The organism is Pseudoxanthomonas sp. SORGH_AS_0997 (assembly GCF_031453535.1).
Taxonomy (GTDB): domain Bacteria; phylum Pseudomonadota; class Gammaproteobacteria; order Xanthomonadales; family Xanthomonadaceae; genus Pseudoxanthomonas_A; species Pseudoxanthomonas_A winnipegensis.
The window spans coordinates 937214-954933 of sequence record NZ_JAVIZI010000001.1; the positions used below are offsets into that span (position 1 = coordinate 937214).

Below are 17720 nucleotides of genomic sequence, written 5' to 3' on the forward strand. Positions count from 1 at the left end.
ATCAAGCCGCAGCCTCCTTGTAGAGCGGAGCTTGCTCCGCTGGGGCTTGCCGGTGATCCGGTCGAAACGCAGCGGAGCAAGCTCCGCTCTACAGGTAGGAGCCGCCCCTGTGGCCTTTTCGGCCAATGGCGGCGATAGGGCTCTCCCGAAAAAATGTCAGCGTCAGGATGAGGCCTTGTCGGGAAAGCCTCATCGCCGCCATTGGCCGAAAAGGCCACAAGGGCGGCTCCCACAGAAGCATCGTGCATCAAGCGCGATCAGTCCTTGCTGCCCGCCGGCGGCATCAGCCCATGGCGGCGCAGCATCTCGATCAGCGCGAGGCGTCTGTCGGGGACATTCCGGAACGCGCCGCTGGCCTGGTCCACGACCTTGCCGTCCCGGACGATGGCATAGGTCGGCATGCGCCAGGCGGGCAAGCGCGTCCAGTCGCTGCGCTGGGTGATGAGGTACATCGGTGTGCCGGGGAACCTCGCATTCCAGGCCTTCCAGGCGTCGAGGTCTTCCACGCCCGGTGGCTGGCCGAGCCAATGCGCATGCCTGGCGAAGACCGGGCCCAGCTCGGGATCGGCCGCGATGTCCTGCGCCGCATCCACGGAGAAGTGACAGCCGGCGAGGACCAGGATCTGCGTCTGGGCCAGATCGGCGGATTCGGCGTCCATGAGGGTCGCATCGGCGGACAGGCGCCACCAGCGCGGGCCGGCGGGCAGGGCATCGGCGGGCGTGCCGACGGTGGGGATCGACGCCAATGCGATGGCGGGATGCTGCGCGGCCAGCGCGCGTGAATCGTCGAGCTTCCCTGAGGCCAACAAGGCGCGCTGCGCATCCTGAATCAACGAACCGCGTTCCATCCCGCGCTGCTTGAGCAGAACCAGCAGCGCGAGCAGATCCTGGGTCGCCGACTGATCGCTGCCGCTCCCGGCGGCGTTGGCCGCGGCGCGGGCGAGCAGCAGGAGGTCTGGATCGGTCAGCTTGTCGGCCTGCTCGACCAGCGTCTTGGGAAACAGTTGGCGATAAAGGGCGTCCATGTGCCGCGCATGCGTCAACGCATCGCCTTCCTCAACAGCGCCGGTCATCTCGATGTACTGCGTGTAGCGCCGATCGATGTCGCTCGGGGTCTTGCGATCCCCGCGCCATGCGGGCGGGACGGGATCGGTCCTGAGCGTGGTGGCGATCGGGTCGTCGCCCAGGCCAAGAAGGGTGAGCACCGCCTGGGCCTGCGCCTGATCCAGCTCCCAGGTCAGGTCCTCGAACGGCAGGGACACGACGCCGCGTTCCCCGAAACCCAGTCCCGCCAGGAAGCGTTGCCGGCCACCGGCGCTGAACGCGTCCAGCGGGCTGGGTTTGCCCCGGTGGGCCCTGAGCCAGGCATCGAGCTTGGCGCGGCTGTCCAGAGGCGGCCGCACGTCCGCCGGTGGCTCGGGCGCAGCCGCGACGCTGGGCTCGGGCATGCGGGCGGATGCCCCGAGACTGCACAGGACGCCGGCCACCAGCGCGGCGGCAAGGGCGGCGGAGCGAAGGATGGGCATGGCGGACTCCTTGTCGCGAATCGGCCGGGCGGGCCGGGTTCCCGGGCCAGATCCTAGCGCGGCCGGGGAGGGGGTTCATCGCCCGGCCGGGCGGCGGGTTGTCCTGATCCGTGCGAATGTGCTAATGTGATAGCGCGTTAATACATTGAGACATCCATGAAGCGCCGCACCGAGACCGACGAGAAGACCACCAGCCTGGCCCAGCAGTCGCTGGCGCGCGCGCTGGCGGGCCTGACCAAGCCGGAGGAAGTGCGCGCGTTCCTGGTCGATCTGTGCACGCCCGCCGAGCTGGAAGCCATGGCCGATCGCTGGCGTGTGGTGCCGCTGCTGCTCAAGGGCGTGCCCTACCGCGAGATCCACGAGCTGACCGAGGTCAGCGTCACCACCATCGGGCGCGTGGCGCGCACGCTGGAAACCGGCACCGGCGGCTATGCCGCCGCCCTGCGCCGCCAGCAGTCGCGCACCACCGCCTCTCACTGAAGTTCTCTGCCATGCCTCCCATCGTTGCCAACGCGACGCGCGACCGTCTGCGCATCGCCATCCAGAAATCCGGCCGCCTGGCCGACCCGGCGCGCAGCCTGCTGGCCGCCTGCGGCCTGAGCTGGCGCGAGAGCCGCGACAAGCTGTTCTGCTACGGCGAATCCCTGCCCGTGGACCTGCTGCTGGTGCGCGACGACGACATCCCCGGCCTGATTGCCGATGGGGTGTGCGACTACGGCATCGTCGGCCGCAACGAGCTGGACGAGCAGGCCAATGCGCGCCTGGAGATCGGCCTCTCGCCCGCGTATCGCGAGGTGCGTCCGCTGGGCTTCGGCGGCTGCCGGCTGATGCTGGCCATCCCCGAGAGCTGGGAATGGCAGGGTGCGCAGCAGCTGCAGGGCCTGCGCATCGCCACCAGCTATCCGGCGATCCTGCGCCAGTGGCTGTCCGCGCGCGGCGTTGAGGCCGCGGTGGTCGAACTGTCCGGCTCGGTCGAGATCGCGCCCAAGCTCGATACCGCCGACCTGATCTGCGACCTGGTCTCCAGCGGCGCGACGCTGAAGGCCAACCAGCTCAAGCCGGTGGAGACCCTGCTGGAAAGCGAGGCCGTGCTGGCCGGGCCGGTGCGCGGCTTCAACGATGCGCGCGCCGACCTGTCTGCGATGCTGCTGCGGCGCATGGACGGCGTGCTCAAGCTCAAGGACAGCAAGCTGCTGATGTTCCGCGCCGCGCCCGACACCGTGCCCGCGCTGAGCCGCCTGCTGGCCGATGCCGAGCCGCTGGTGCAGCTGCCCGGCGAACACGCCGAGGGCATTTCGCTGCAGACCATGTGCCACACGGCCATCAGCTGGCAGCAGCTGGAGGAACTCGAACGCGCCGGCGCGCGCGGCCTGATGGTGCTGTCGGTGGAGCGCTCGCTGGCATGAACGCGAATCTCCGCCCCGAATCCCCCAACGCACAGCGCATCGTCTGGAACGCGCTGGATGCCCAGGCCCAGGCGCAGACCCTGGAGCGCCCGGCGCAGACCGTGGCCGAGCAGACCCGCCGCACCGTCGCCGCGCTGATCGACGAGGTGCGCAGCGGCGGGCTCGACGCGCTGCGCGTGATCACCCAGCGCTTCGACGGCGCCGCGCCGGCCTCCTTCGAGGTCGGCGAGGACCAATTCGCCGCTGCCGAAGCCGCCATCGACCCAACGCTGAAGCAGGCCATGGTCGAAGCCGCCGCGCGCATCACCGCCTTCCACAAGGCCGGCATGGCCCAGCCGTATGCGGTGGAGACCGCGCCGGGCGTGGTCTGCGAACGCGTGATCCGCCCGATCGGCCGGGTCGGCCTGTATGTGCCGGCCGGCAGCGCGCCGCTGCCCTCGACCGCGCTGATGCTCGGCGTGCCTGCCCAGCTTGCCGGCTGCCGCGAGGTGGTGCTGTGCACGCCGCCGCGCAAGGACGGCACCGCCGATCCGGCCGTGCTGGTCGCCGCGCGCCTGACCGGCGTAAGCCGGGTGTTCGTGCTCGGCGGCGCCCAGGCCATCGCCGCGATGGCCTATGGCGCGGGCCCGGTGCCGGCCTGCGACAAGCTGTTCGGCCCGGGCAACAGCTACGTCACCGAGGCCAAGCAGCAGGTCGCGCAAAGCGGTGCGGCCGCCATCGACATGCCGGCCGGCCCGTCGGAGGTGCTGGTGATCGCCGATGCCGGCGCCAATGCCGACTTCGTCGCCGCCGATCTGCTGTCGCAGGCCGAACACGGCCCGGATTCGCAGGTGCTGCTGCTGTCCGACGATGCCGGCCTGCTGGATCGCGTCGAGGCCGCGCTGACCACGCAGCTGGCCGCGCTGCCGCGGGCGGACATCGCGCGCCGCGCGCTGTCGGCCTCGCGCCTGGTCCAGGTTCAGACGCTGGAGGAGGCCTTCGCCATCAGCAACCGCTACGCGCCCGAGCACCTGATCCTGGCCCTGCGCGAACCGCGCGTGTGGCTGCCCAGGGTCGAGGCGGCCGGTTCGGTCTTCCTGGGCGACTACACGCCCGAGGCGCTGGGCGACTACTGCAGCGGCACCAACCACGTGCTGCCCACCAGCGGCGCGGCGCGCGCTTACAGCGGTGTGTCGGTGGCCAGCTTCCAGAACTTCGTCAGCGTGCAGTCGGCCAGCGCCGCGGGCATCCTGGCGATCGGCCCCTCCGCGGTGACCTTGGCCGAGGCCGAGAGCCTGGAGGCGCACGCCAACGCCGTGCGCCTGCGCCTGGCGGAGGCGGCCCGATGAGCGCGCCCGATCCGATGCCACGCGATCCGCTCGACCTGGTCCGCGAGGACCTGCGTGGATTCGGCGGCTACAAGTCCGCCCGCACCGAAGCCCTGCGCGGCGATGTCTGGCTCAACGCCAACGAGAGCGCCTGGAGCAATCCGGCCGACGCCAGCGCGACCTCGCGCCGCTATCCCGATCCGCAGCCGGCCGCGCTGAAGGCCGCGCTGTCCGGTCTGTACGGCTGCGTGCCGGAGGAACTGCTGATCGGCCGCGGCAGCGACGAGGCCATCGATCTGCTGGTGCGCACGCTGTGCGTGGCCGGGCGCGATGCGGTGGTCGTCACCCCGCCGGTGTTCGGCATGTACGCGGTCAGCGCGCGCTTGCAGGATGCGCGGCTGATCGAGGCGCCGCTGGTCGACGGGCCTGACGGCTTCGCGCCGGATTTCGACGCGATCGCGCAGGCGGTGCTGGAGCAGGGCGCCAAGCTCGTGTTCCTGTGCTCGCCGGCCAACCCGACCGGCGCGTCGATCCCGCTGGCCGAGATCGAGGCGCTGCTGCAGCGCCTGCAGGGCCGCGCGCTGGTGGTGGTCGATGAGGCCTACGGCGAATTCTCGGAAGTGCCCTCGGCGCTGACCCTGCGCGCGCGCTATCCGGAAGTGGCCGTGCTGCGCACGCTGTCCAAGGCCCACGCCCTGGCCGCCGCGCGCGTGGGCGTGGTGATCGCCGATGCGCGCCTGGTGGCCGTGCTGCGCGCCTGCCAGGCGCCGTATCCGGTGCCCACACCGTGTGCGGAGCTGGCCGTGGCCGGGCTGTCGCCGGCCGCCCTGGCGGCCACGCGCGCGCGCATCGCCACGGTGATCGAAGAGCGCACGCGGCTGGCCGCGGCGCTGTCGGTCCTGCCCGGCGTGCGCCGCGTCTACGCCTCCGACGCCAACTTCCTCCTGGTGCGCTTCGACGATGCGCAAGGCGCGTTCGGCGCGCTGCTGGCCGCCGGCATCGTGGTGCGCGACCAGCGCGCCGCGCCGCAGCTGGGCGATGCGCTGCGCATCACCATCGGCGCGCCCGAGCAGAACGCCCGCGTGTTGGCCGCGCTCAATGCGCAGGCGGTGGCCGCATGAGCCAGAAGATCCTCTTCGTCGACCGCGACGGCACCCTGATCGAGGAGCCGGCCGACTTCCAGATCGACGCCTACGAGAAGCTGCGCTTCGTCAAGGGCGTGATCCCGGCGCTGCTGAAGCTGCGCGATGCCGGCTTCCAGTTCGTCATCGTCACCAACCAGGACGGGCTGGGCAGCGAAGGCTATCCGCGCGAACGTTTCGACGGCCCCAACGATCTGATGCTGCAGATCTTCGAAAGCCAGGGCATCACCTTCCGCGAGGTGCTGGTGGACTGCAGCTGGCCGGCCGACAACGCGCCGACGCGCAAGCCCGGCCTGGGCCTGGTGATGCACTACCTGCGCGACCGCGGCATCGACCTGGACGGCTCGGCCATGGTCGGCGATCGCGAGACCGACATCCGCTTCGCCGAGAACCTGGGCATCCGCGGCTTCCAGCTCAAGACCGCCCAGTTCGGCGGGGAGTGGGACTGGGCCGGCATCGCCCATGCGCTGGCCGACAAGCCGCGCACGGCGCGTGTGCGGCGCAAGACCAAGGAGACCGACATCCTGGTCGAGCTCGACCTGGACAAGGTGGCCGAGCCGAAGATCCACACCGGCCTGCCGTTCTTCGACCACATGCTCGAGCAGATCGGCAAGCACGGCGGCTTTGCGCTGCAGATCCAGACCACCGGCGATCTGCACATCGACGAGCACCACACCATCGAGGACACGGCGCTTGCGCTGGGCGAGGCCCTGAAGCAGGCGCTGGGCGACAAGCGCGGCATCGGCCGCTACGGCTTCACCCTGCCGATGGACGAGTGCCTGGTCAGCGCGGCGCTGGACTTCTCCGGGCGGCCGTATCTGGTGTTCGACGGCGCGTTCAAGCGCGAGCGCGTGGGCGACATGCCGACCGAGCTGGTGCCGCATTTCTTCCGCTCGCTGTGCGATGCGGCCGGGCTCAACCTCAACCTGCAGGTGCGCGGCGACAACGACCACCACCAGGTCGAGGGCTGCTTCAAGGCGCTGGCACGCGCGCTGCGCCAGGCGATCCGGCGCGAAGGCTCCGAGCTGCCCTCGACCAAGGGGGCGCTGTGACCACGCTGGCCCTGATCGATGCCGGCGGCGCCAACATCGGCTCGGTGCGCTATGCGCTGGGCCGGCTGGGCGTGGAGGCGCAGCTGACCACCGATGCGCAGGTGATCCGCAGCGCGCAGCGCGTGATCCTGCCCGGCGTCGGCGCGGCGGCGCAGGTGATGGCGCGGCTGCGCGAACTGGACCTGATCGACACCTTGCGCTCGCTGGAGGCGCCGCTGCTGGGCGTGTGCGTGGGCATGCAGGTGCTGTTCGAACATTCCGAAGAGGACGACACCCCGTGCCTGGGTCTGCTGGCCGGCCGCGTCGGCAAACTGCCCGTGGCCGACGGCATCCGCGTGCCGCACATGGGCTGGAACACGCTCACCCCGACGCGCGCGGCCTCGCTGACCGCCGGCATCGGCGCGCAGGACCAGGCCTATTTCGTGCACAGCTACGCCGCGCCGGTCGGCGAGGACTGCCTGAGCACGACCACGCACGGCCATGCCTTCGCGGCGGTGGTGCAGCGCGGCCGCGTGGCCGGCGCACAGTTCCACCCCGAGCGCTCGGCCGCCACCGGCGCGCGCCTGCTGCACAACTTCATCGAATACGGCCTGGCCTGATGCCTGCGCCCGCACCTTGGCTCATGACCTCCGACTCTTCCTTCCAGCTCTATCCCGCCATCGACGTGCGCGGCGGGCGCGTGGTGCGCCTGGCCCAGGGCGACTACGACCGCGAAACCACCTACGGCGACGATCCGCTGGCCGCCGCGAGAGGCTATGCCGACCAGGGCGCGCGCTGGCTGCATCTGGTCGATCTGGATGCGGCGCGCGCCGGCGGCTACACCCTGGCGCCGCTGCTGCGGGCGCTGCGCCAGACCACCGGCCTGCAGGTGCAGACCGGCGGCGGCGTGCGCGGGCGCAGCGATGTGCTCGCACTGCTGGAGGCGGGCGCGACACGCGTGGTGATCGGCTCGCTGGCGGTGCGCGCACCGCTGGAGGTGCTGAGCTGGCTGGCCGAGTTCGGCCCCGAGCGCATCACCGTGGCGCTGGACGCGCGCCAGGACGCGGCGGGCGTGTGGCAGCTGCCGATCCATGGCTGGACCGAGGGCTCGGGCGTGGCCCTGGACGAACTCGCCGTGCGCTATGCCGACGCCGGCCTGCAGCAGCTGCTGTGCACCGACATCGCCCGCGACGGCATGCTGAGCGGCCCCAACTTCGCCCTCTACCGGCATCTGGTCGCGCTGCTGCCCGGCGTGCAGGTGCAGGCCTCCGGCGGCGTGCATGCGGTCGGCGACGTGCGCGAGGCCAAGCTCGCCGGCTGCGGCGGCATCGTGCTGGGCCGCGCGCTGCTGGAAGGCCGCTTCACGCTGGAACAGGCCTTCGCGGAGGCCGCCTCATGCTGAGCCGGCGCATCGTGCCCTGCCTGGACGTGCGCGGCGGGCGCGTGGTCAAGGGCGTGAAATTCCGCGACCACATCGACATGGGCGACATCGCCGAACTGGCGCTGCGCTACCGCGACGCCGGTGCCGACGAACTGGTGTTCTACGACATCGGCGCCAGCCCGGAAGGGCGCTCGGTCGATTACGGCTGGGTGGAGAAGGTCTCGCGCCTGCTCGACATCCCGTTCTGCGTGGCCGGCGGCATCCGCAGCGTGGAGACCGCGCGCGCGGTGCTGCATGCCGGCGCGGACAAGGTCTCGATCAACACCCCGGCGTTGGAGCGGCCGGCGCTGATCGGCGAGCTGGCCACGGCCTTCGGCGTGCAGTGCGTAGTGGTGGGCATCGATTCGGTGCGCGAGGCGGACGGGCAGTGGCGGGTGCGCAGCTATACGGGCGACCCGAGCAAGACCCGCGCCGAAGGCCTGCGCACGCTGGACTGGATCGTGCAGGCCCAGGACCTGGGCGCCGGCGAGATCGTGCTCAACTGCATGGACAGCGACGGCGTGCGCCGTGGCTACGACATCGAACAGCTCAAGGCCGCGCGCGCGCTGTGCCATGTGCCGCTGGTCGCCTCGGGCGGTGCCGGCGCGCCGGAGCACTTCGTCGCTGCGTTCCAGGACGCCGATGTGGACGCGGCGCTGGCCGCCAGCGTGTTCCACAGCGGCGCCATCGCCATCCCCGACCTCAAGCGCACGCTGGCCGATGCCGGCATCGCCGTGCGCCCGGCCGCGTGAGCGGCCTTTCAATGGATTCCGAACCGATGGGTACGACCGACACACTGGACTGGGCCAAGGGCGAGGGCCTGCTGCCCGCCGTGGTGCAGGACGCCGACACGCTGCGCGTGCTGATGCTGGGCTACATGAATGCGGAAGCCCTGCGGGTCACGCGCGAGTGCGGCCACGTCACCTTCTTCAGCCGCAGCAAGCAGCGCCTGTGGACCAAGGGCGAGACCTCCGGGCATTTCCTGGACCTGGTCGACATCCAGGCCGACTGCGACAACGACACGCTGCTGGTGCTGGCGCGCCCGCATGGGCACACCTGCCATCTGCAGCGGCCCAGCTGCTTTGCCGAAGCGCCGGCCTTGGTGGGCGTGGGAGCCGCCATGGCGGCGAAAGAGCCTTCCCGGGAAAGCCCCATCGCCGCCATGGCGGCTCCCACCGATGGCGTCGCGTTCCTGGGGGAGCTCGATGCGCTGATCGCCCAGCGGCATGCACAGCGCCCGGAAGGCAGCTATACCACGCGCCTGTTCGAGGGCGGCACCCGCCGCATCGCGCAGAAGGTGGGCGAGGAGGGCGTGGAAACCGCGCTGGCCGGCGTCGCCCAGGGCGATGCCGAACTGCTCGGCGAAAGCGCCGATCTGCTCTATCACCTCACCGTCCTGTTGCGCGCGCGCGGCCTATCCCTGGCCGACGCGGTCGCGGTGCTGCGGCAGCGCCACGCCGGCTAGAAACCGGTTCCTCACGCGACGCGGCGCAGCAAGCCGCGTCTTCATCGCGGCTGCAACGCGCCGAGAAAACGTTGCCAGCACGGCGCGCGCTTGTCCGCGATCGGACAACGGCGCACGACATCGCCGCTTGTCCGCAACGGACACGGCAGGCGGCGCCGCGACAACACGCGCCGATCAGCTCCCGGGCATAGCCGTCGCAATGCCTGCGAGGCACGGAAGTCCTGCGGCGACGCGGTCGGCGTGACCGCTGTCCCGATGCGCGGCGGTAGCGGACCGATACGTTGTTTCGCCCTGGCTTCGCCCAATGCGCGCCGCGGCCAACGCATGACGTGGCAATGCAATCGCATGGCCTGATTGCGACAAGAGAGCGTCAACCGCAGGCCAAATTTTCATCGATCAGCGCGCGCGAAGAAGCCATTGCGACTGCGGCCACAGAACCGAACATCATCCGTTGACAACGTTGTCTTCGGCAAAGCACGGTCGGTTTGCGGCAGATGTCAAAAACGCCATATGCCGCAGTCGCAGCTGGCGCCTGCCATCAGGGGGAGGCGGGCCAACAACGCCCAGGCGGGGTTTCAAGCAACCGCGCCATCCACTGGAGAGAGACATGATGTCCACCCGCAAATCGACGTTGTGGTCGTTGATCAGTGCAAGCGCCACCACCGGCATCCTCGGATCGCTGGCTTCGGCGGCCGTCGTTACCTTCGTCCCGATGCAGTCGGCGCAGGCCCAGACCGCATGCGCGGCGGCATGGAGCGCCTCGTCCGTCTATACCGGCGGCAATACCGCCAGCAAGAGCGGCATCAACTACGTGGCCAACTGGTGGACCCAGGGCGACGACCCGACCACCCATAACGGCGGCGCCGGGTCGGGCCAGCCCTGGACCTCGCAAGGCGCCTGTTCGTCCACCGGCGGTGGCGGCGGTGGTGGAGGCGGCGGCGGGGGAGGTGGTGGCGGTGGTGGGGGCGGTGGCGGGACGCCGACCAACCCGACCTATCCCAGCTTCGTGTTCAGTCCCTACAAGGACGTCACGATCAACCTCAACTGGAACACCAACGTGATGCAGTCCAAGGTCACCGGCACCGCCTTGCCGGTGGCGGGCGCGGGCAGCCTGATCTCCACGCAGGTGCCGAACCTGCAGGCGGTGACGCTGGCCTTCGCGACCGGCACCTGCGGCAGCGAGACCTGGGGCGGCGTGTCGGCCGATGCCTTCAAGAACGCCAATATCCCGGTGCTCAACAATGCCGGCGTGAACTACATCGTCTCCACCGGCGGTGCCTCGGGCACCTTCACCTGCGGCAGCGCGACGGGCCTGGCCAACTTCATCGCCCGCTACTACACCCCGCACATGATCGGCGTGGACTTCGACATCGAAGGCGGCCAGACCCAAGCCCAGACCGACGCGCTGGTGGCCGCGGCCAAGGTGGTCGAGAGCCAGTATCCCGGTATCCGCTTCTCCTTCACGCTGGCCACGCTGGCCGCGTCCGACGGCAGCTACGGCGGCGTCAACGCGCTCGGCAACCAGGTGATCCAGGCGGTGCTGGCCTCCGGCCTGCAGCACTACACGATCAACCTGATGGTGATGGACTTCGGTCGCGCCCAGGCGTCCAACTGCGTGCTCAAGAGCGGCGGGCTGTGCGACATGGGGGCCTCGACCATCAAGGCCGTGGAGAACCTGCGCCACACCTACGGCATCGCGCCGCAGCACATCGAGGTGACGCCGATGCTGGGTCGCAACGATACGGCCGACGAGATCTTCACCCTGGCCGACGTCGACACCGTGGCGCTGTATGCCGCGCAGAACGGCCTGGCCGGTGTCCACCACTGGTCGCTGGATCGCGATACGCCGTGCGCGGCGCCGTCGGACTACGCCTCGCCGATCTGCAATTCCTACACCGGCCCGGGCGTGCTGGCCTACACCAAGCGCTTCCTGACCGATCTGGGGTTCTGAGTGGGGTTGGCTGCCAGGGAAGGCGGCCCTTTTATTCAAGTCGCTCGGTGGGGTGGGAACAGCTGTTTCCTTGACTCTAGCGGACGCCCGTCTGTAGAGCGGGGCTTGTGGCAATCCCCTTTTGGGGACTCCGCTGCTCTTCGTTCGGATCGTGGGGAAGGCCCCAGCGGAGCAAGCTCCGCTCTACAGGGGGGAGCCGCCATGGCGGCGATGGGGCTTTACCGGTGAGGCCCTATCGCCGCCATGGCGGCTCCCACAGGGAGCAAGCATCGCTTCAAGCCATCAATCTGCGACCAGATCGTCCAGGCGCAGCCTGGCGATCTTCTCGATCTGTTCCAGACAGGTGGCGATCTCCGCCTCGGTCGGCTGCTCCACGCGCTCGCGCAGCGCGGCGATGATGCTGGCGCGCGTGTGGCCGCGCACGGCCAGGATGAAGGGAAAGCCGTGTCGTTCGCGATAGCGGCGGTTGAGCTCCACCAGTTCGGCGTATTCGGCGGGCGTGCACTGATCCAGGCCGGCGCCGCGCTGCTCGCTGGCCGAATGCGCGGTGAGCTCGCCGGCGATGGCGGCCTTGCCGGCCAGCTCGGGATGGGCGCGGATCAGGCCGAGCTGCGCCTCGACGCCGGCCTCGCGCACCACCCGGCACATGGCCGCGTGCAGCGCCTCGCGCGAGGGGTAGGGCCGCGTCGCCGCGGCGCCGGCCGGCACCCACGGCGAGTGTTCGAAGATGCCCGCCAGCGCGCCGATGAAGGCATCGCGCGGCAAGGCGTTGAGTTCGGTCAGGGCGATCATGCGGCCACCACGAACGGATGCCGCTGCTGCCAGTGGCGCGCGATGTCGATGCGCCGGCACACCCACACCTTGTCGTGCCGGGCGATGTGATCCAGGAAGCGCTGCAGCGCGATCAAGCGCCCCGGCCGCCCCAGCAGCCGGCAGTGCATGCCCACCGAGAGCATCTTCGGCGCGTCCTCGCCCTCGGCGTAGAGCACGTCGAAGCTGTCGCGCAGGTAGTCGAAGAACTGGGTGGCGGTGTTGAAGCCCTGCGGGGTGGCGAAGCGCATGTCGTTGGCGTCCAGCGTGTAGGGCACCACCAGATGCGGCTTGCGCGCGCCGTCGGCGGTCTCGACCTGGGTCCAGAACGGCAGCTCGTCGCCGTAGTAGTCCGCGTCGTAGGCGAAGCCGCCGTGCTCGACCACCAGCCGCCGCGTGTTGGGGCTGTCGCGCCCGGTGTACCAGCCCAGCGGCGCACTGCCGGTCAGCCGCGTGTGCAGCTCGACCGCACGCCGCAGGTGTTCGCGCTCGGTGGCCGGGTCCATGTCCTGGTAGTGGATCCAGCGCCAGCCGTGGCTGGCCACTTCATGGCCGAGCTCGACGAAGGCCGCGGTGGCCTCGGGGTGGCGCGCCAGCGCCATGGCCACGCCGAACACCGTCAGCGGCAGGCCGCGCCGTTCGAACTCGCGCAGGATCCGCCACACGCCCACCCGCGAGCCGTATTCGTAGATCGACTCCATGCTCATGTGCCGCGCCGGATACGAGGCCGCGCCGACGATCTCGCTGAGGAACTGCTCCGAGCCGGCGTCGCCGTGCAGGACGTTGTTCTCGCCGCCTTCCTCGTAATTGAGCACGAACTGCACCGCGATCCGCGCACCGCCCGGCCAGTCGGCATGCGGCGCATCGCGGCCGTAACCGATCAGGTCGCGGGGGTAGTCGGAGCTGGTATCGGACATCGCGGCACTCGTGGAGCGTTGGAAGCCTTGCACTGTAGGAACAAGGCCGCGATGGCACAACGCATGGGGGCCGCTACGTCTCTGGTCCTTCCAGATCACCGTGACGCAGCGCGATGCGGATGGCCTGCGCGGTGGTGCTGGCCCCCAGTCGCTTGCGGATGCGGCGCAGGTGGTGTTCGACCGTGCGCGCCGACAGGCCCAGCGTCGCGGCGATGTCGGCCTGGCGACGGCCGGCGGCGGTCCAGGACAGGATCTCGCGCTCGCGGGCGCTGAGCGAACTGGGCGCGGCGGCTTCGGGGGCTTCCAGCAAGCGACGCGCGGTGCGGAACGCGGCGGTGCCGACCATTGCCAGCGACAGCCTGGCTTGCGCCGAGGCGTCGATGCGTGCGCCGCCCAGGCTGAGCGCGCCCTCCAGCCCCAGCGGCCCGAAGACCGGGATCTGCAGCCCGTGCACCCCCGGCCCGCGTGGCACGCGCACCACGCGGTAGCGCTCTCCGGTGAGCGCCTGGGTCTTGGTCCAGAAGAACGGCATGCTGGCCTGCACCACGTGCCGCGTCACCGGGCAGTGGCGCACATAGGTCTCCGCATCGACCCGCGTGCCCGTGCCGAACCAGTCGCCATGGATCCAGTAGATCCGCTCGAGCAGGTCTTCCTGCGCCATCGACGCGGCGAACACCACGACCCGGTCGTAGCCAAGCGTCGCGGCGAAGTGGCCGAATCCCGCCTGCAGCGCAGGCAGCGCGGTGCTGGCCTCCATCGCCAGCGTCGCATCGAACGCCGCCTGCGCCGCGCCCTCGCTCATCGCTGTGCCACGTCGTCCAGCAGCGTGCGCGCCGCGAGCTTGCCAAGCTGGTTGGCGGCCAGCGGGCTGTCGCCGGTCAGCACGCGCCGGTCGCGATGGACCATGCCCGACATGTCGGCGTTGACGATCTTGACGCCGGCCTGGGTCAGGCGTTCGCCCAGCAGCCAGGGCATCGCACCGGGCAGATAGCCGATCTCGACGTTGGCGCCGGCATCCAGACTGTCCGGGAACACGCACATCTCATAGCCGCGGAACGGGAAATCGGCCGCCTCCTTGCCCAGGCCCGCGGCCAGCAGCCCGGCCGGGCCGTGGCACAGGCTGATGACGTAGCGCTCGTTGGCCATCGCCCACTCCAGCGCCTTGCCGACCTCCTTGCTGAAGGGCAGGCCGTTGAGCGCGCCATGGCCGCCAGGGATGAACACGCCCAGATAGTGGCCGCCCTCCAGATCGTCGACCAGGTCGGAGAGCTTCTTCGGCGTCCTGAAGCGCTGCAGATACTTGGCATAGGTCGCCTTGACCGCCTCGTCCTGATGCGGGAACGCCCAGTGCTCCAGCTTCACCGGATCGCCGGAGATCGTGGCGACCTCGATTTCGAAGCCGGCCTTGTCCAGGTGCAGCATCGGCAGCAGCGTCTCGACCGGATGGTTGCCAGTGGAGAAGAACTTGCCGTTGCCCATCAGCAGATAGCGCTCCTGGGTGGCGATCATCAACACCTTCCACTTGCCGCCGGTGTAGGCGTCGGGATAGTCGGCGCCGTCGAAATCGGTCTTCGGCGAGGTGTATTGCGACAGCGAATAGGGCGAGGGGAAGAAGGCGTCGTGCTCGGCCGCATCGGGCGCGGGCGCGCGGTCGTTTTGCTCGGTCATGGCGTGCTCCAGGTTCGGTCGAATCGATGGAGTGTCAGGCTAGGACCGTGACAGGGGCGCGGCAATGCGGGTTTTCCCCTAACGTCGCGTCTCAGCGATCCAGACGGCGCACGTAGAAGCGCGAGTCCACCGCCATCAGCGGGAAGCGCGGCGGCAGCGCCTCGCGCGCGATCGGCGCGAAGCCATGCTTCTCGTAGAAGCGGTGCGCGGCGAGGAAGCGGTCGGTGGTGCCCAGGTAGATCGCGCGTAGCCCGCTGGCCCGCGCATGGGCCAGCAGCGTGGCCAGCAGGCGCGGCGCCACGCCGTGCGCGTGGCCGCGATGGCTGGCCGCCACGAACATCTTGCGTAGCGCCGCCTCGCCCTCGCCAATGTCGCGCAGGCCGATGCAGCCCACGATCCGGCTCGCGTCCTCGGCGACCCAGAAGCCGCCTTGGCCCTGGCCGTAGAAGCCTTCCACATCGATCAGGTCCGGCTGCGCGGCCAGGTCGATGTCCAGGCCGAACTCGCCGCGCTGGATGCCGACGATCAGCGCGCCCACCGCATCACGGTCGGCCGGTTGCCAGGGGCGGATCGCAGGGGCGGACATCAGGCGTGCGGCGGCTCGGGCGACAGCGGTTCGGAGGATCGCGCGCCGCCCAGGCCGTTGAACCACAGGTTCAGCGCCACGCAGGCCAGCGTGGCCAGGGCGATGCCACTGTGCAGCAGCGGTGCCAGCGCCTTGGGCAACTGGTCGAACACCGCCGGCGCGGCCACCGGCGCCATCGCCAGGCCCACGCCCACCGCGACGATCAGCAGGTTGTGCCGGCGCCCCTGGAAGTCCACCAGCCCCAGCACGCGGATGCCGTTGGCGGTGACCATGCCGAACATCACCAGCCCCGCGCCGCCCAGCACGGCCGGCGGCACCGAGGCCACCAGCACCGCCAGCTTGGGCACCAGTCCCAGCACGATCAGGATCGCCCCGGCCAGCACGCACACCCAGCGGCTGCGCACGCCGGTCAGCGCCACCAGGCCGATGTTCTGCGAGTACGAGGTATCGGGGAAGGCGTTGAACACCCCGCCCAGCAGCGTGGCCAGTCCGTCCACGCGCAGCCCGCGCACCAGCGCCGGGCGATCCACCGGGCGCTGCACGATGTCGCCCAGCGCCAGGAACATGCCGGTGGACTCGACGAACACGATGAACAGCACCACGCACATGGTCACGCAGGACCACAGCTCGAACCTGGGTGCGCCGAAGTGGAACGGCAGCACCGGCGCCAGCCACGCCGCCTCGCGCAGGCCGCTCACATCCACGCGCCCGGCCAGGGCGGCCACCACCATGCCGCCGGCCAGCCCCAGCAGCACGCCGATATTGGCGAGAAAACCGCGCCCATGCCGCAGCAGCGCCAGCACGCCCAGCAGCACCACCGCGGCCAGGCCCAGATTGATCGGCGCGCCGTAGTCGGCCGCGCCCACGCCGCCGGCGGCCCAGTTCACCGCCACCCCGACCAGGGTCAGCCCGATCACGGTGATGACCGTGCCGGTGACCACCGGCGGGAACAGACGCAGCAGCCGCCCGATCAGCGGCGCGGCCAGGATGCCGACCACCCCGGCGACCAGGTTGGCGCCGAACACATAGGGCAGGCCCAGCGCCGGATTGCCGCCGATGGCGATCATCGGCCCCACGCTGGCGAAGGTGGCCGCCATCACCACCGGCAGGCGGATGCCGAAGCCGCCGAGCCCCAGCGACTGCACCAGCGTCGCCAGCCCGCAGCAGAACAGGTCCGCACTCACCAGGAAGGCCGTGTCCTCGCGCGACAGATGCAGCGCCCCGGCCACGATCAACGGCACCGCCACCGCCCCGGCATACATCACCAGCACATGCTGGATCGCCAGCAGCCACAGCGGCCCCGCCGGCGGCACGGCATCGATCGGCGAAGGCGAGGGCAGGGCGCGGGACATCGGCAGGCTCGATGGGGGCGAGCGCTGAACTTAGCCTGCAGGTGGTGCGGCGCACAATCCGCTTCTAGGCGTTCGTGAGTCCGTGCTGCAGCGATGGAATTAGAAGGTCAGACGCCCAGAAGACGCGCGAAGACACGACCCGGCCGCCTCAGCTCCGCATCGCCAACTCGTCGTTCAGCGCGTCTTCTTCGGTGCCGCGGCGGCGCTCGGCGGCATGCCCAGCCGCGCCGGCAATCCCTGCACCGCGCTCACCACGCGCGCCAGCACCAGCTGGGCGGCGCGGCTGGGTTGGCGGCGGGGGGCGGTGCAGACGGCCAGCTGCAGGGGGCGGGCCTGCCAGCCGTGCAGGGGGACGAAGGCCAGCGTGCCGCGTTCCAGGTCGGCGGCCACGTCGATCAGGCTCAGCACGCCCACGCCGCCGCCGTCGCGGATCAGCGAGCGGATCAGGCGGGTGTCGTTGCAGGTGGTGACCCGGCGCGGGTCCACGCCGTGGCGCACGTACAGGCTGCGGGTGCGTTCCTCGATCACCAGCGGCGCGGCGGGCACCAGCAGGCGTTCGTCCAGCAGCCGGCTCATCGCCAGGCTCTTTTCATCGGCCAGGGCGTGGCCGGGCGGCAGCACGGCGCCGACGGGGATGTCGATGGCGGTGCGCACCTCCAGGTTGCCGTGTTCGACCGGGTCCAGCAGCACGCCGAAGTCCACTTCCGCCGCGGCCACCAGTTCGCTGGCCACGCGGTTGCCCATCACGCGCAGGTCGAAGGAGAAGCCGGGGTATTCGCGGGTCAATTCGGCCAGCAGCTGCGGCACGAAGCCCTCGCTCAGCGCGTCGATCAGCGCGATGCTGACGTGGCCGCGGCGCAGGCCGCGCAGGTCGCCGACGCGCTCGAGGGTGCGGGTGTGCTCCTTGCGCCAGCGCTTGAGATCGCCCAGCAGCAGCTCGCCGGCGGCGGTGAGCTTCATGCCGGTGGGCAGGCGTTCGAACAGCTCGGTCTCCAACTGCTGCTCGGCGCCCTGGATCTGGCGGTGGATGGCCGAAGGCGAGACGTGCAGCACCTCGGCGGCCTTGCGCAGGTTGCCCTGGGCGGCGACCTCGATGAAGTAGCTGGCGAAGCGGGAGAAGGGCAGCACCGGGCGCACCT

Annotated in this window: 18 protein-coding genes; 10 read left to right on the top strand and 8 right to left on the bottom strand. The window is 70.4% G+C overall.

Translation table 11 applies throughout. The features are described 5' to 3' along the window. Positions 1 to 257: 257 nt before the first annotated feature. Positions 258 to 1526 (bottom strand): hypothetical protein, encoded by a 1269-nt coding sequence (locus QE438_RS04325; RefSeq protein WP_306992301.1) that lies wholly within the window; start codon positions 1524 to 1526, stop codon positions 258 to 260. Between the two features lie 156 nt (positions 1527 to 1682). On the opposite strand from QE438_RS04325, the gene QE438_RS04330 reads away from it, so the two are divergent. The 10 genes from QE438_RS04330 to QE438_RS04375 all read left to right on the top strand — a co-directional run bounded on the left by QE438_RS04330 (position 1683) and on the right by QE438_RS04375 (position 11248). Next, positions 1683 to 2006, top strand: coding sequence for a YerC/YecD family TrpR-related protein (locus tag QE438_RS04330; protein ID WP_130519675.1), 324 nt, complete (start codon positions 1683 to 1685; stop codon positions 2004 to 2006). An 11-nt stretch (positions 2007 to 2017) separates the two neighbouring features. After that, positions 2018 to 2932 (top strand): ATP phosphoribosyltransferase, encoded by a 915-nt coding sequence (hisG, locus tag QE438_RS04335; RefSeq protein WP_130522397.1) that lies wholly within the window; start codon positions 2018 to 2020, stop codon positions 2930 to 2932. After that, a complete protein-coding gene (gene hisD, locus QE438_RS04340; RefSeq protein WP_306992298.1) occupies positions 2929 to 4260 on the top strand; it encodes a histidinol dehydrogenase in 1332 nt (443 codons plus the stop codon). The genes hisG and hisD overlap by 4 nt, the downstream gene beginning before the upstream one ends. After that, positions 4257 to 5360 carry a histidinol-phosphate transaminase gene (hisC, locus tag QE438_RS04345; protein ID WP_306992296.1) on the top strand — a complete coding sequence of 368 codons (1104 nt, stop codon included), beginning with the start codon at positions 4257 to 4259 and terminating at the stop codon, positions 5358 to 5360. The genes hisD and hisC overlap by 4 nt, the downstream gene beginning before the upstream one ends. Beyond that, a complete protein-coding gene (gene hisB, locus QE438_RS04350; RefSeq protein WP_130532977.1) occupies positions 5357 to 6433 on the top strand; it encodes a bifunctional histidinol-phosphatase/imidazoleglycerol-phosphate dehydratase HisB in 1077 nt (358 codons plus the stop codon). Before hisC ends, hisB begins: the two co-directional genes overlap by 4 nt. After that, complete coding sequence (gene hisH / locus QE438_RS04355) at positions 6430 to 7032, top strand: imidazole glycerol phosphate synthase subunit HisH (RefSeq protein WP_306992293.1); 603 nt, start codon at positions 6430 to 6432, stop codon at positions 7030 to 7032. The genes hisB and hisH overlap by 4 nt, the downstream gene beginning before the upstream one ends. 23 nt (positions 7033 to 7055) lie before the next feature. Beyond that, positions 7056 to 7814: a 1-(5-phosphoribosyl)-5-[(5-phosphoribosylamino)methylideneamino]imidazole-4-carboxamide isomerase gene (gene hisA, locus QE438_RS04360; protein ID WP_131660026.1), complete on the top strand. Its 759-nt coding sequence runs from the start codon at positions 7056 to 7058 to the stop codon at positions 7812 to 7814. Further along, complete coding sequence (gene hisF / locus QE438_RS04365) at positions 7808 to 8584, top strand: imidazole glycerol phosphate synthase subunit HisF (RefSeq protein WP_130519688.1); 777 nt, start codon at positions 7808 to 7810, stop codon at positions 8582 to 8584. The genes hisA and hisF overlap by 7 nt, the downstream gene beginning before the upstream one ends. Positions 8585 to 8610: 26 nt before the next feature. Then, entirely contained in the window at positions 8611 to 9297 is a 687-nt protein-coding gene (gene hisIE / locus QE438_RS04370; protein ID WP_306992289.1) for a bifunctional phosphoribosyl-AMP cyclohydrolase/phosphoribosyl-ATP diphosphatase HisIE, read from the top strand. A gap of 610 nt (positions 9298 to 9907) precedes the next feature. Next, complete coding sequence (locus tag QE438_RS04375; protein WP_130531202.1) at positions 9908 to 11248, top strand: carbohydrate-binding protein; 1341 nt, start codon at positions 9908 to 9910, stop codon at positions 11246 to 11248. Positions 11249 to 11530: 282 nt separating this feature from the next. Here the strand turns inward: QE438_RS04375 and uraD are convergent, their stop codons facing one another. The 7 genes from uraD to QE438_RS04410 all read right to left on the bottom strand — a co-directional run bounded on the left by uraD (position 11531) and on the right by QE438_RS04410 (position 17709). Next, entirely contained in the window at positions 11531 to 12040 is a 510-nt protein-coding gene (uraD, locus tag QE438_RS04380) for a 2-oxo-4-hydroxy-4-carboxy-5-ureidoimidazoline decarboxylase (RefSeq protein WP_306992287.1), read from the bottom strand. Further along, entirely contained in the window at positions 12037 to 12975 is a 939-nt protein-coding gene (puuE, locus tag QE438_RS04385; RefSeq protein ID WP_306992285.1) for an allantoinase PuuE, read from the bottom strand. The genes uraD and puuE overlap by 4 nt, the downstream gene beginning before the upstream one ends. A gap of 73 nt (positions 12976 to 13048) precedes the next feature. Then, entirely contained in the window at positions 13049 to 13777 is a 729-nt protein-coding gene (locus QE438_RS04390; protein WP_306992283.1) for a PA1136 family autoinducer-binding transcriptional regulator, read from the bottom strand. After that, a complete protein-coding gene (gene hchA / locus QE438_RS04395) occupies positions 13774 to 14643 on the bottom strand; it encodes a glyoxalase III HchA (RefSeq protein WP_306992281.1) in 870 nt (289 codons plus the stop codon). Before hchA ends, QE438_RS04390 begins: the two co-directional genes overlap by 4 nt. A gap of 91 nt (positions 14644 to 14734) precedes the next feature. After that, positions 14735 to 15229 carry a GNAT family N-acetyltransferase gene (locus tag QE438_RS04400; protein WP_306992279.1) on the bottom strand — a complete coding sequence of 165 codons (495 nt, stop codon included), beginning with the start codon at positions 15227 to 15229 and terminating at the stop codon, positions 14735 to 14737. Next, positions 15229 to 16581, bottom strand: coding sequence for a nucleobase:cation symporter-2 family protein (locus QE438_RS04405; RefSeq protein ID WP_306992277.1), 1353 nt, complete (start codon positions 16579 to 16581; stop codon positions 15229 to 15231). Before QE438_RS04405 ends, QE438_RS04400 begins: the two co-directional genes overlap by 1 nt. A gap of 174 nt (positions 16582 to 16755) precedes the next feature. Beyond that, positions 16756 to 17709 carry a LysR family transcriptional regulator gene (locus tag QE438_RS04410; protein ID WP_130522411.1) on the bottom strand — a complete coding sequence of 318 codons (954 nt, stop codon included), beginning with the start codon at positions 17707 to 17709 and terminating at the stop codon, positions 16756 to 16758. Between the last annotated feature and the right edge of the window lie 11 nt (positions 17710 to 17720).